Raw genomic sequence first — 13,900 nt, forward strand, 5'->3', positions numbered from 1 at the left:
CATGCGCAGCAGGTCCGTGCCGTTCCCCTCCTTGAGCGCACGGCCCAGGGCCCGGCGCAGCAACGGCCACGCCTCGCGTTCGTAGAGCGGGGTGATGATGCCGGTGATCGTCCATGACTCGTTGATCTCGCGGCCGTCCGCGAGGTCGTTCTTCAGCGGTTTCCGGTCGGCCCGCTTCAGCAGGTCGGTGATCTCCTGCAGCGCGCCGTCGACCGTACGTCCGGTGAAGGGACAGGCGGCGTCCTTGACGCAGTCCTCGACGAACGCCTTCAGCGCGACCTCGAAGCCCTTGGCCTGGACGAGCTCGGACTTCAGCGTCGGGACGGCCGGATCGACGGCTCCGTCGAGGGCCAGGGCACGCACCCGCTTGGGGAACAGACCCGCGTAGACCGCGCCGAGATAGGTGCCGTACGACTTGCCGAGATAGGTGAGGCCGGAGTCGCCCAGGACCGCGCGCAGCACGTCCATGTCCCTGGCCGCGTCAGGCGTGCCGACGAACGGGAGCAGCCGGCGTGATCGCCCCGCCCCGCATCGGTCGGCGAACGTCTTCGAGCCGGTCTCCAGCGCGGTGGCCTCGTCGGGGGCGTCGGGGCTGGTGTCCAGGGCGAAGTAGGCGTCGAGCTCCCTGCTCGACATGCACCGGACCGGGGACGACTCGCCGACGCCGCGCGGGTCGAAGCCGACGATGTCGAACTTCGCGCGTATCGCGTCGGTGAACTGGGCGCCGGCCATGCGGGCGTAGTCGACCCCCGAGCCGCCGGGACCGCCGGGGTTGATGAGCAGCGAGCCCATCCGCTTGCCCGAAGCGGGCAGCCGGATCACGCTCAGCTCGATCCGCTCGCCGGATGGATCGGCGTAGTCGAGCGGCACCTGGATCCGGGCGCACTCGAATCCCCCGCCGCAGTCGCGCCACGCCGCTCGCTGACCGTAGAACGGCCGCAGCCCGGGGGTGGGGGCCTCGGCCGCCGCGTTCGTGTCGGCCGTCCGAGCCGCCTCCGGCGGGGCGCCGTCCCCACGCGCTGCGGAGGTGCAACCGGCCAGGAGCAGAGCCGAGGCGGCAGCCGCTGCCGCGAGGCGACGGATCACGCCACGCTCGCCGCGCGTTCCCGGCCGGGACTCCGGCTCGGGGGAGCGCCGCGCACCCGGCGACCATCCGTCGGCGTCGCCCGTGCCGCCCCTGTCGTCTGTCCGGCCCATGGCCCCCCGCTTCCACGTCAAAAACGGCAGAGAACGGCAGAGAAGGGCGGCGAACCCCCGGCCCATCGGTCGTCCGCCGTCTCCTCTGCCGCCGACCAGCATGCCGTCAACCGAAAGCGGGAGCCAGCCGGAAACGTTCTTGCGGCTCCAGCTCTTTTCCCGGCAGGACGATCTAGGTTTCCGCGTCGTCCGCTTTGCCGTACATCTCGTCGTGCTGTTTGCGTGGAGAGCACACGCTCGCCCTGGAGCAGGCGCACCGGCGGCCGCCGTCGTTCAGCCGGACGATCACCGAGTCGCCCGGCACGTTGTGGCCGACCACAGTGCCGGGACCCTCCGGGGTGTCGACGGCGGTCCCCGCACGCGGTGCGGAGGCCCGGAACTCCTGGTAGAGCGGGTGCTCGTACTTCAGGCAGCACATCAAGCGCCCGCACGCGCCGGCGATCCTGAGCGGGTTCACCGGCAGGTCCTGGTCCTTCGCCATCCGGACCGAGACCGGCTCGAAGTCCTTGAGGAACGTCGCGCAGCACAGATCGCGTCCGCACGGCCCGATGCCGCCCTGCAGCCTGGCCTCGTCACGCGGCCCGATCTGCCGCAGTTCGACCCGGGCCCTGAGGTTCCTGGCCAGGTCTCTGACCAGGGCACGGAAGTCGACCCGGTGCGGCGCGGAGAAATAGACGGTGAAGACGTTGTCGGCGTCCAGGTAGTCGACCCCGACCACCTTCATCGGCAGGTCGTGCCGCTTGATGAGACGCTTCGACACGCTGCGCGCCTCCGCCCTGCGGACGCGGTTGCTCTCGTCGCGGGTCAGGTGCTCGTCGGCGGCCAGACCCTGGCAGACCGGCAGACCGTCGATGTCCTCGCTGACGTACTGCGGGGCCCACACGCACTCGGCCACCTCCGGGCCGGAGTCGGTGGGCACGAGCACCTTGTCCCCCACCTTCGGGGAGTGTCCGCCGGGATCGAGGTAGTAGAGCCGTCCGTAACGAGTGAAGCTCACGGCCATGATCATGCCCAAGAGCCCGGCCCTCCTCCGATCCCGGTACGGCTTCCGCCCGCCCCCCACGATACGCGCCGAAGCAAAAGGGCGGTCACGGCGTGGCAACGCGCCGACAGCGGCCTGGGCTATCAGACACCGGGCTATCAGACACAGGACTATCCGACACCGGGAGATCGCAGGGCGAGGGTCATCGCCTCCACCGCGATCTGGGGGTTGACGTTCGCGGCGAGCCGTTCGCGGCACCTCATGATGGCCCGGGTGCGGCGCAGCGTGTCCTCGGGCGAAGAACCGCGCGCCAGCGCCTCGATCTCCCGCCTGCGGTCCTCGTTCGTCAGCTCGACGCCCGCGCCGAACTGTACGGCGAGCACATCGCGGTAGAACGCCGCCAGATCGAGCAGGGCGAGATCCAGGGAGTCGCGCTTGATCCGGGTCGCCCGGGACTTCTGCAGCGTCTCCAGCTCCTTCAGCGCCCCGGCGCCGCCGCGTACCAGCCCCCTGTTGAGCCCCTTGCCGGACGAGCCCTCGCCGTACACCTTGCGCAGCTCGGCCGTCTCGGTCTCGTTGAGCTCGGCCGTGGCCGCGTCCGCCTCCTCGGTGGAGGTCTTGACCAGGCGCTCCGCGGCGACGACACAGTCCCCCACGCCGCCCAGGGAGCCGGGAATCGACAGCACGTCGGCGCGGCGTCGCCGTACCTCCTCGTCGAGGGCGAGCCGGCGCGCCCGGCCGATGTGGCCCTGCGCGGCCCGGGCGGCGAACAGCGCCATGTCGGGCGGGACGCCGTCGCGCTCGGTCAGCATCCGCGCGACCGCCTCCGCCGGTGGGGTACGCAGGGTCACCACGCGGCAGCGTGACCTGATCGTGATGATCATGTCGTCCGGCGAGGGCGCGCACAGCAGCCACACGGTCCGCGCCGGCGGCTCCTCGATCGCCTTCAGCAGCGCGTTGGCCGCCGCCTCCGTCACCCGGTCGGCGTCTTCGAACAGGACGATCCGCCACTTGCCGAGCGTCGGCGCCCCCGCCGCCTTGAGCACCAGGTCGCGGGTCTGCCGGACGCTGTACGACAGTCCCTCGGGGCGCACCCGGGTCAGGTCGGGGTGCGAGCCGACCCCCACCAGATGGCATGCCTCACAGTGGCCGCACCCCCGGTCCGCCGCCTGCCGTCCCGGCGCGTCGCAGAGCAGGGCGGCGGCGAACGCCCGGGCCGCGCTCGATCTGCCTGATCCCGGCGGCCCGGTGAACAGCCAGGCGTGGGTCATGCCCGTACCACGACCACCGGCGACCGTCTCCGCCGCCGCCGCGGCCGCCCTCCTGAGCACGCCGACCGCCTGGTCCTGCCCCACCAGATCGGCGAACACGCCGCCCACGTCATCCACGCTCTCAACCTAGTGCGTGTCCGCGAACCCTGTCCTCGAGCCCTTTCCTCGAGCCCTGTCCGCCGCCGGCGGCCGCGGGGCCGGACCTCGTCATACCGTGCGCAAGCCGTACGCCGGGATGAACCGCCGGATTCATCCACCAAATAGTCTTGCCTTCGTGGGAGGCATCGTTCGGCGCGCGGGGCGGGGCGCACGCGGCACCGGCCACCTGCTTCTCAGCCTGCTGCTCGTCCCCCTCTGCGTGCTCGCTCTCCTGCAGTTCCTGGTGTCGCTGCTGCTCAGCGTGACGTTCGTCGGCCTGCTGCTGCTGCCGTACACGGCGCGGGTGAACCGCGCGGTCGCCGGGCTCGCCCGACGGCTCGCCTCGCACTGGCTCGGCCGGCCGGTCGAGGCGCGGTACGGCCCGCGGTCGGGCATTCTCAACCGGGCCCGGCTGACCCTGAACGACCCGATGACCTGGCGGGACACCGGCTGGCTGGCCCTCCATCTCGTCACCGGCCCGGTGCTGGTCGCTCCGGCGCTCGCGCTGTGGGCCGTGCTCGGGTTCGACCTGTCCCTGCCGTTCTGGTGGTGGGCGCCGCCGCCCGAGCACACCGTCGACCTGATCGGCGTCCCCATCGACAACTGGTTCCGGGTGATCGTCGTCGTGCCGCTCCACTTCGCGGCCGTCGCCGCCCTCGCCCTGGTGACGATCCCGTGGCTGGCGTCCGCCGACGCCCACCTGGCCCGGTTGATCCTCACCGCCCCCGAGCATGTACGGCTCGCGGAACGCGTCGCACAGCTCACCGAGACGCGGGCGGCTGCCCTCGACGCACACGGCGCGGAGCTGCGCCGCATAGAACGCGACCTGCACGACGGCGCACAGGCCCGGCTGGTGTCGATCGCGATGCGCCTCGGCATCGCGGAACGGATGATGGTGAGCGACCCCGCCGCGGCGGCTCGGCTGGTCTCCGAGGCCCGGCAGAGCACCGAGGAGACGATGACCGAGCTGCGCGGCATCATCCGCGGCATGTACCCGCCCATCCTCGCCGACCGAGGTCTGCCCGGCGCGGTGGCCGCCCTTGCGGCGGGCTGTGCCGTACCGGTGACGACCTCGACGGACGGCATCGGCCGGCTGCCGGCGGCCGTGGAGGCTGCGGCGTACTTCATCGTGGCCGAGGCGCTGACCAACGTGGCCAGGCACAGCGGCGCTTCGTCGGCGTCCGTACGGCTGAGCGAGGCGGACGGACGGCTGACCATCGTCGTCACCGACGACGGCCGGGGCGCGGCGGACGAGACAGCGGGCACCGGCCTGTCGGGGATCAGGCGCAGGGCGGCGGCCTTCGACGGAAGAACCGACCTGGCCAGCCCTCCCGGCGGCCCGACGACCCTGACCGTGGAGCTGCTGTGCGGTTGAAAGTGCTGATCGTCGAGGACAACGTGCTGCTTGCCGAGGGTCTGGCACTGCTGCTGCGCACCGAGGGACACGAGGTGACCGGGACGGTCGACACCGCCGAGGCCTTCGTGAGCGCCGTTGCCGAGCAGCGGCCGGACATCGCCGTCGTCGACGTACGGCTGCCGCCCACGTTCCGGGACGAGGGGGTGCGCGCGGCCGTCGAGGTGCGGCGCAGGCACCCCGGCCAGCCCATCCTCGTGCTCTCGCAGTACGTCGAGCGGACGTACGCCACCGAGCTGCTGGCGAGCGGCGACGGCGGCATCGGCTATCTGCTGAAGGACCGGGTCAGCAGGGTCTCGGAGTTCGTGGACGCGCTGCGACGGGTGGCCGACGGCGGCACCGCCATGGACCCCGAGGTCATCTCCCAACTGCTGGTACGGCGAGGCCGGCATCCCGTGGACGCGCTGAGCCAGCGCGAACGGGAGGTGCTCGCCCTGATGGCCGAGGGCAGGGCCAACGGCGAAATCGCCACGCGCCTGTCGGTGACGGAACGCTCGGTGCACAAGCACGTCGGCAACATCTTCAGCAAGCTCGGGCTGCCGCCGAGCGATGGCGGCCACCGCCGGGTCCTGGCCGTGCTGAGCTACCTTTCGCACTGACCCGGGCCGGTCGGGGCGACCTTTCACACTGACCCGGGCCGGTCGGGGCGACCTTTCACACTGATCAGAGCCGATGGTGTAGGTGGCTACACCGTCGGGGGTGGTCTCAGCCGACCGATCGAAACGGGGGTCTGCACCGCTGCGCTGAGCCGGGGTTTCTCGCGATGCTTGAGAAGTCGATCTCAGCGGAGGCGGTTTCCCCCATGTCACTGACCATGCTCCCCCCATCCCCGGCGGGCGTCCCGGCCGGTCCGGCGGGCCGGGACGGATTCGTCGACGTCCTGCGCGTGTTCGGCATGGTGTTGGTGGTCGTCCAGCACTGGACGATGCCGGTGCTGGTCTACGGCGACGGGCGGCTGTCCACCGGGAACGCGCTGGCCGGGGCGCCGCTGGTCACCTGGATCAGCCAGGTCATGCCGCTGGTGTTCTTCGCCGGCGGCGCCGCGAACGCGATCAGCTGGCGGTCCGCCGACCGCAGGGGGCAGACTCCCGGGCTCTGGGTGGCGCGGCGACTTCGGCGGCTCGCCTGGCCGGTGCTGCCGCTGGCGTTCGTCTGGCTGCCGCTGCCGTACGTCCTCGCCGCCCTCGGCGTGCCCACGCAGCCGGTCGAGGTGGCGGCACGGACCGTGGGGCAGCTCCTGTGGTTCCTCGTGGTCTATTTGCTGGCCGTGGTGGCCACGCCGTACCTGAGCCGGATGGGGTCGGGACGCCTGCTGCCGGTGCTGGCGGCGGGCGCGGTGCTGGTGGACGTGGTCAGGTTCTCCTGGCTGGAGGGGGCCGGCTATCTGAACGTGCTGTTCGTCTGGCTCGCCGTGCACCAGGTCGGGTTCCTGTACGCCGAGGGACGCCTGGAGTGGCTGACCGGCCGGCGCGCCCTGGCGCTGTCGATCGCCGGATTCGGCATGGTGGCCGGTCTGGTGGCCGCCGGGCCGTACCCGGCGAGCATGATCGGGATGCCCGGCGCGGTGTCGAACATGGCGCCGCCGAGCGCCTGCATGCTCGCGCTGTTCGCCGGGCAGCTCGGGCTGTCGATGCTGCTGCGGCCGGCGCTCGACCGGCTCTGCCGCAGGCCGTCGGTCGACTTCCTGCTCACCGCCCTCGCCCCCCGGATGATGACGCTCTACCTGTGGCACATGACGGCGCTCGTCACGGTGGCGGGGGTCGCCCTGCTCGGGTTCGGGGCGGACACGCCCGAGGTGGGCAGCTTCTCCTGGTGGGCGCGGATGCCGCTCCTGCTGGCCGCTCTGACCGTCGTGCTGCTGGCGCTGGTCGGCCTGTTCGGCCGCATGGAGGAGCCGCCCGGCACGGCCTCTGCCCGCATGGTGACCACCGGCACGCTGATGATCGGTGCGGCGCTCACCGCCCTCATGCTCACCGGGTTCACCACCGGGGTGCTCCCGCCGCTCGCCACCTGCGTGCTCATCATGGGACTGCTCGTGCTCAGCCGTACGGCCCGGCCCGTGGCGCGAGGGTGACCGCGGCGCGCGGCTAGGTCGTGTTTCAAAAGTCATGCCCTGCTACGCACGGTCCAGATGGCGCCTCGCTGCGTTGTCGTCGTCGCCCGTAGCTCCGCTACGGGCTCCTCCTCCGCCTTGCGATGCGTCCATCTGGGCCCGCGCTCGCGACGGGCAGCACTTTTTCAACACTCCCTAGTCGCGGATCGCGGGCATCGTGCCGGTGGTGGCCTCCGCCTCGTGCGGCACGGGGTCGGGCATGATCTCACGGACGCGGTCCTGGATGAGGCGGGAGATCTCCTGCTGCGGCAGCGTGCCGTCGACGACCAGGTAGCGGTCGGGATCGGCCGCCGCCAGGGCGCGGAACTCCCGCCGGACCCGCTCGTGGAAGTCCATCGGCTCGGCCTCGATCCGGTCGGCGGGGGAGGCCATGCGGCGCAGCCCGACCGATGGCGGCACGTCGACGAGCACGGTCAGGTCGGGCACGAGCCCGCCCGTCGCCCAGGCGTTGATCCTCGCGACGTCGTCCGGGTCGAGCGCCCGGCCCGCGCCCTGGTACGCCAGGGACGAGTCGACGTACCGGTCCGAGATGACGGTGGTGCCCCGCAGCAGCGCGGGCCGGATGACCTTCTCCACGTGTTCGGCCCGGTCGGCGGCGTAGAGCATCGCCTCGGCCCGGGCGGACAGGCCCTGGTGGGCGGCGTCGAGCAGGATCGCCCGCAGCCGCATGCCGACCTTGGTCGCCCCCGGCTCACGGGTCTGCACGACGTCGAACCCCTGATCGCGCAGCCAGATGGCGAGCAGCCGCGACTGTGTGGTCTTGCCGGAGCCGTCTCCGCCTTCGAAGGCCACGAACAGGCCGGTCGACTCGGTCGCGGCCGTCGCCTCGGGTGCGTACTTCTCCCCGCGCAGCGCGGCCAGCAGGTCTGCGCGGAGGGGGACGCCGCGCCGGTCGTCCAGCCGCTTGAGCACGCGGAGCCCGGCGACGACCACCAGCAGCGCGGCCACCAGCAGCACCACGTTGGCCCCGTCGAACCGGTAGCCGAGCCCCCCGTCCGCCCCGCCACCGACGGACACCGGGTGGCTGCCGACGACCGCCGCCAGCGCGCCCGCGACGGCGAGCACGAGCAGCAGCACGACGCGGCCGAGCGACTGCAGGAACGGCGTCGTACGGCTGTGCCGGACGTCGGGCCCGTCCCCGGTCTCGAGGTCGAGCGCCGGGTAGCCGATGATCCACGCCACACCGGCGCAGGCGCCGATGACCGCGGTCAGCACGACGACGATCACCAGGTTCTGGATCAGTGCGGCCGCTGCCGACGTCAGACCTGCCACGACGATCGCCAGCCCGAACAGGCGGCGGCGCGACAGCCCCGGAAGCAGTCGCGGCCCGAAGACCATGCCGTATCCGACGCCGAGGAAGAGCGCGCAGAACACCGCTCCGTAGCCCGCGTCACCGCCGTGCAGCGCCTGGACGTACGGCCTGGCGACGCCGACCACCGCGGCTCCGGCCGCGAGCGTCGCCATCATGCCGGTGACCATCCCGCGCGCCGCGGGAGCGCGGCCGATGCGGCGTCGGCCGTCCGCGATCAGCCGGAACACCGAGGGCGTGGGCACGTGCCGGGCACGATCACCGGGAACGGTCCGCAGCGTGAAGATCAATATGCCGGCGACGAGGTAGGCCAGGGCGCCGCCGCCGAGCGCGATGTCGGTGGCGCGCAGGGACGTCGTCCGCGCCGCCGTCGCGATCACGCCGACCACCGCGGACACGATGGCGAACAGCGCCGCCGCGATCGGGGCCGTGCCGTACACCGCGAGGAGGTTGAGCCGGTCGGCCTCCCCAGCGCGCTCCTTCGGCACCAGGCCGGACAGGGTCGCGTCCTTGGCCGACGCCCAGAAGAGGTTCACGCACTCGACCAGAACGGTCGCGATGATCAACCACTGGTAGCCGCCGACGAACGGGATCGTCAGCACCACGACGAACCTGAGCAGGTCGGCCATGGCCATCGTCGCCCGCTGGTCGAATCGCCCGGCCAGCGCTCCGGCGAGGGGACCGAACAAGATCGAGGGCAGCAGCTTGGCGGCGAAGACTCCGGCGACGGCGAGGCTCTGCGCCTGATAGCCGGACCCGGCGGTGAGGTTACCCGCCAGGGCCGTCAGCGCGATGATGTTGAGCCAGTCACCGAGGCCGTGGACCGACGCGGCCGTCCACAGCCTGCGATACGGCACGTTCGCCAGCATGTGCGGCGTCTTGCGTCGCGCTCCGGACCGGCCAGGGGTGCTCATGATGTCAGCGTATCCAGGTGCTCGCTGGGCTTGGGAAACGATGGAGCGGACCGATTTGCCCTGACCGCTCGTCGCCTGAGGGTATTACTTTCGCCGTCGCCGCGCAGTCCGGTCACGGCATCAGTTCGAGCAGTGTGATCTCGGGCGGGGCGCCCACCCGGACGGGTGGTCCCCAGAAGCCGGCGCCGCGGGTGACGTAGACCCGGGTGACGTCCGGTCCTGCCCCGGGGGCGCCGGATGACGCGGCCGCCCGTGGGATCTCGGCCAGGCCGGCCACCACCGGCTGCTGCAGCGGCACGAGCAGGTTGAACGGCACCATCTGCCCGCCGTGAGTGTGCCCGGAGAGCTGCAGATCGACGCCGTGCTCGGCGGCCTGCTCCACCTGCAGCGGCTGATGCGCGAGCAGCACGACCGGACGCCCCGGATCCCGGCCGGCCAGGGCCTTCCCCATGTCGGGCCCGTCCCCCATCACCTGGCCGTTCAGGTCGTTCACCCCGGCGAGATCGAGTACGGCTCCCGCATGGCTGATCTCCACCCGCTCGTTGCGCAGCGACCGTACGCCGAGGGAGCCGAGCTCGTCGATCCACTCCTGTGGGCCGTTGGCCGTGTAGTACTCGTGGTTGCCGGTCACGAAATATGCCCCATAGCGGGACTCCAGGGACTTCAGCGGGGTGGCCAGCGGACCGAGCTCGGCCACCGTGCCGTCGACCAGGTCCCCGACGATCGCGACGACATCCGCCTGGAGGCCGTTGATCATGCGGACGATGCGCTCGGTGTGGCCGCGACCCGTCAGCGGCCCGAGGTGAATGTCGCTGACCACGGCGAAGCGCAACCCGCTCATCCTGGGGTCCAGCCGGGACAGACGCACCGGGACCCGCTCGATCACCGGATCGCCCTGGGCGACGCCCGTGCCGTACCCGACGGTGGCCAGGGCGCCGACGCCCACGGCAGCGGCGGCCGTACGCGAGATGAACAGCCGCCGGCCGATCGCCGCCTCGTCCGGACCGGGCCCGCGATCGGCCGGGCCGGCGAGGCCGTGATCGGCGTCGCCCCCGGTCCTGGTCTCCACCGCGATCGTGGTCTCCACGGCGGTCGTCGCCGACGCGCCGACCGGGTCGGCCGCGCTCACCGCGCCGGTCCCGGGCACGGGCGCGTGCCGGGGCTCGGCGGCCGTCCGCCGGGCCGGCCGGGCCCGCCGTACGGCCAGCAGGGCGATCGCCCGGGGGATCTCCAGTGCCAGCGAGTACACGAACAGATAGAACATGATCGCCAGCCACAGGTAACCGGGCCAGGCGACGTACCCGATCCCCGAGCCGAAAACCCGGCTGCCCCCGAAGGCCGCCAGCAGCAGCACGGCGAGCGGGACCAGCGCCCAGGTCAGCCACCGGCGCGAGCGCGATCCGGGCATGGTCGTCGACCTGACCAGCCGTCGCCACAGGTAGTAGTGCACGACGACCACGGTCACCAGGACCGTGACCAGAAATCCCACCGCGATCTCCCCTCCACCGTTGGGAAGATGCTACGAGGCCGAGATCACCGCCGCGCGCGCCGTACGGCTGGGCAGGGGCCTCAGGACTTGGCCGCGGGTTTCTTGGTCGCCGACTTGGCCCGGGTCGTCGTGGCGCGCTTGCGCGGCGCCGGGGCCCGCTCCCGCCGCTCGGCCAGCAGCTCGGCCGCGCGCTCGATCGTGATGTCCTCCACCGTGTCGCCCTTGCGGAGGGACGCGTTGGTCTCGCCGTCGGTGACGTACGGACCGAACCGGCCCTCCTTCACCACGACCGGCTTCTTCGAGTTCGGGTCCTCGCCCAGCTCGCGCAGCGGCGGTGCGGCCGCGGCCCGGCCCCGCCCCCGGGCCTTCGGCTGGGCGAACAGCTCCTTGGCCCGCTCGACCGTGATCGTGAGCAGGTCCTCCTCGGCGGTGAGCGACCGGGAGTCGGTCCCCTTCTTGATATAGGGCCCGAACTTGCCGTTGTGCGCGGTCACCTCCTCACCGTCGATCTCTCCGACGACACGCGGCAGCCGCAGCAGCTCCAGCGCCTGCTCCAGCGTGATCGTGTCCAGCGACATCGACTTGAAGAGCGAGCTGGTGCGCGGCTTGGCGGCGTCCGCCTTCTTCGTCCGCTTCTTGCCCTCGGCCGCCGGAGCCTGCTCATCGGGCAGGATCTCCGTGACGTACGGACCGAACCGCCCGTCCTTCGCCACGATCACATGGCCGGTCACCGGGTCTTTCCCGAGCTCGCGATCGCCGCTGGGCCGGGAGAACAGCTCCTCGGCCTTCTCCGCGGTCAGCTCGTCGGGCGCCATGTCCTCGGGGATGTTCACGCGGGCGCCGTCACGGTCGAGGTACGGCCCGTAACGCCCCACCCTGATCACGATGTCGGAGCCCTTGATCGGGAAGGAGCTGATCTCCTTGGCGTCGATCTCGCCCAGGTCGGTGACCATCTCCTTGAGGCCCTCGCCGCCGTCCTGCCCGTAGTAGAACCGGCGCAGCTCCGGCACCCGCTCGGCCCGGTCGTTGGCGATGTCGTCGAGGACCTTCTCCATCTCGGCGGTGAAGTCGTAGTCGACGAGGTTGCCGAAGTGCTGTTCCAGCAGGTTGACGACGGCGAAAGCGAGGAACGAGGGCACCAGCGCGGTGCCCTTCTTGGTCACGTACCCCCGGTCGAGGATCGTCCCGATGATCGACGCGTACGTCGACGGGCGGCCGATCTCCCGCTCCTCCAGCTCCTTGACGAGCGAGGCCTCCGTATAACGCGCCGGCGGCTTCGTCGAGTGACCGACCGCGGTCAGGTCGGCCGCCGTGAGCCGATCGCCCTCGGCGAGCGTGGGCAGCCGCTTCTCCGAGTCGTCGCGGTCGGTCGCCGGGTCGTCCGCGCCCTCGACGTACGCCTTCAGGAACCCGTAGAAGGTGATCGTGCGCCCGCTGGCACTGAACTGTGCTTCCAAGGTCTCCGACCCGGCGGTGACGTTCTGCGCGCCCGTGACGACGCCGTCGACCTTCACGGTCACCGACTCGCCGACCGCGTCCTTCATCTGGGAGGCGACGGTCCGCTGCCAGATCAGTTCGTACAGCCGGAACATGTCCCCGCTCAGGCCGGTCTCGCCGGGCGTACGGAACTCCTCCCCGGCCGGGCGGATCGCCTCGTGCGCCTCCTGCGCGTTCTTCACCTTGCTCGCGTAGACGCGCGCCTTGTCCGGCACGTACGCCGAGCCGTACAGCTTGATGGCCTGGCCGCGGGCGGCGGCGACGGCGGTCTCCGACAGCGTGATGCTGTCGGTTCGCATGTACGTGATGTAGCCGTTCTCGTACAGCCGCTGGGCGATCTGCATCGTGTACTTGGCGGAGAAGCCCAGCTTGCGGCTCGCCTCCTGCTGCAACGTCGTCGTCCGGAACGGCGCGTACGGCTTGCGCGTGTACGGCTTGCGCTCGACGGATCTGACGGAGTAGGCGGCGGTGCCGAGCCTGGCCGCGAGTTCGGTGGCGGCGGCCTCGTCGAGGTGAAGGACATCGGCGTTCTTGAGTCTGCCGGTCGAGGCGAAGTCGCGGCCCTGGGCGACGCGCCTGCCGTTCACCCCGGTGAGCGCGGCGCCGAACGTCCTCGGGTCGTCCTTCGCGCGGCCGGTGTCGAACACGGCCTGCAGGTCCCAGTAGTTGGCGGCGGTGAACGCCATGCGCTCCCGCTCGCGCTCGACGACGAGACGGGTGGCCACCGACTGCACGCGGCCGGCCGACAGCCGCGGCTTGACCTTCTTCCACAGGACCGGGCTGACCTCGTATCCGTAGAGGCGGTCGAGGATCCGGCGGGTCTCCTGGGCATCGACGAGCCGCAGGTTCAGGTCACGCGGGTTGGCCACCGCCGCCTGGATCGCATGCGGGGTGATCTCGTGGAAGACCATGCGGTGGACCGGGATCTTGGGCTTGAGCACCTCGCGCAGATGCCAGGCGATGGCCTCGCCCTCCCGGTCCTCGTCAGTGGCCAGATAGAGCTCGTCGGCCTCCTTGAGGAGCTGCTTGAGCTTGGAGACCTGGGACTTCTTGTCCGGATTCACGACGTAGAGAGGCTCGAACTCGTGATCGACGTTCACGCCGAGGCGTGCCCAGGCTTCCTGCTTGTACTTCTCCGGGATGTCGTCGGCCCGCTCCGGAAGATCGCGGATGTGGCCGATGCTCGACTCCACGATGTAGCCGCGCCCGAGGTACCCGGCGATCGTCTTCGCCTTCGCCGGCGACTCGACGATCACCAGGCGGGTTCCGCCGGCGTTGCCGTTGTTGGCTGGCACGCTGCTTCCTACCTCGCTGTCCGCTGTCGTTCCCCGTACTCCCGGGTGCTTCCCGGCTAGGTGATACCACGTCCTTCCGGCTCGGCACCGGTCCGCCTGGACAAGGCCGGGTCGGTCCCGTCGCCCCGGAGGGCCATTTTGAAGGTACCTGCCGCCGCAAGTCCCTTCCCCTCGGGCTACCCGGTTATATCCGGGAATCTAACCCGCCTGGACCTGTTATCCACGAGGACGCAGAATAGAGCCCATCAGGTTCTCAGGCACGCCCTCGGAGACTAATCGCT

9 protein-coding genes are annotated in these 13,900 nt (G+C 71.3%); 3 read left to right on the top strand and 6 right to left on the bottom strand.

The genetic code is table 11. From position 1 onward, the window contains the following. The 3 genes from AP234_RS26560 to AP234_RS26570 form a co-directional block, all read right to left on the bottom strand. A partial coding sequence (locus AP234_RS26560; RefSeq protein WP_055482462.1) for an alpha/beta fold hydrolase occupies window positions 1-1,197 on the bottom strand: 1,197 nt, incomplete at its 3' end. A 172-nt stretch (window positions 1,198-1,369) separates the two neighbouring features. Beyond that, window positions 1,370-2,200, bottom strand: coding sequence for a PSP1 domain-containing protein (locus AP234_RS26565; RefSeq protein WP_431999115.1), 831 nt, complete (start codon window positions 2,198-2,200; stop codon window positions 1,370-1,372). Window positions 2,201-2,349: 149 nt separating this feature from the next. Further along, window positions 2,350-3,567, bottom strand: coding sequence for a DNA polymerase III subunit delta' (locus AP234_RS26570; protein WP_431999114.1), 1,218 nt, complete (start codon window positions 3,565-3,567; stop codon window positions 2,350-2,352). A gap of 157 nt (window positions 3,568-3,724) precedes the next feature. Between AP234_RS26570 and AP234_RS26575 the strand changes: the two genes are divergently transcribed. The 3 genes from AP234_RS26575 to AP234_RS26585 all read left to right on the top strand — a co-directional run bounded on the left by AP234_RS26575 (window position 3,725) and on the right by AP234_RS26585 (window position 7,076). Next, on the top strand, window positions 3,725-4,963 hold the full coding sequence (locus tag AP234_RS26575) for a sensor histidine kinase (protein WP_055482464.1): 1,239 nt from the start codon (window positions 3,725-3,727) through the stop codon (window positions 4,961-4,963). Further along, entirely contained in the window at window positions 4,960-5,601 is a 642-nt protein-coding gene (locus tag AP234_RS26580; protein ID WP_055482503.1) for a response regulator, read from the top strand. The genes AP234_RS26575 and AP234_RS26580 overlap by 4 nt, the downstream gene beginning before the upstream one ends. Window positions 5,602-5,804: 203 nt before the next feature. Beyond that, window positions 5,805-7,076, top strand: a complete 1,272-nt coding sequence (locus AP234_RS26585; protein ID WP_055482465.1) for an acyltransferase family protein — start codon at window positions 5,805-5,807, stop codon at window positions 7,074-7,076. Between the two features lie 174 nt (window positions 7,077-7,250). On the opposite strand, the gene tmk is transcribed toward AP234_RS26585, so the two are convergent. The 3 genes from tmk to topA form a co-directional block, all read right to left on the bottom strand. After that, window positions 7,251-9,338 (bottom strand): dTMP kinase, encoded by a 2,088-nt coding sequence (tmk, locus tag AP234_RS26590; RefSeq protein WP_055482466.1) that lies wholly within the window; start codon window positions 9,336-9,338, stop codon window positions 7,251-7,253. 112 nt (window positions 9,339-9,450) lie between these two features. Beyond that, complete coding sequence (locus tag AP234_RS26595) at window positions 9,451-10,827, bottom strand: metallophosphoesterase (protein WP_235558391.1); 1,377 nt, start codon at window positions 10,825-10,827, stop codon at window positions 9,451-9,453. 80 nt (window positions 10,828-10,907) lie between these two features. Continuing rightward, window positions 10,908-13,619, bottom strand: a complete 2,712-nt coding sequence (gene topA, locus AP234_RS26600; protein ID WP_055482468.1) for a type I DNA topoisomerase — start codon at window positions 13,617-13,619, stop codon at window positions 10,908-10,910. Between the last annotated feature and the right edge of the window lie 281 nt (window positions 13,620-13,900).

This window comes from Sphaerimonospora mesophila (assembly GCF_001417795.1).
In the GTDB taxonomy this organism is placed as follows: Bacteria; Actinomycetota; Actinomycetes; order Streptosporangiales; family Streptosporangiaceae; genus Sphaerimonospora; species Sphaerimonospora mesophila.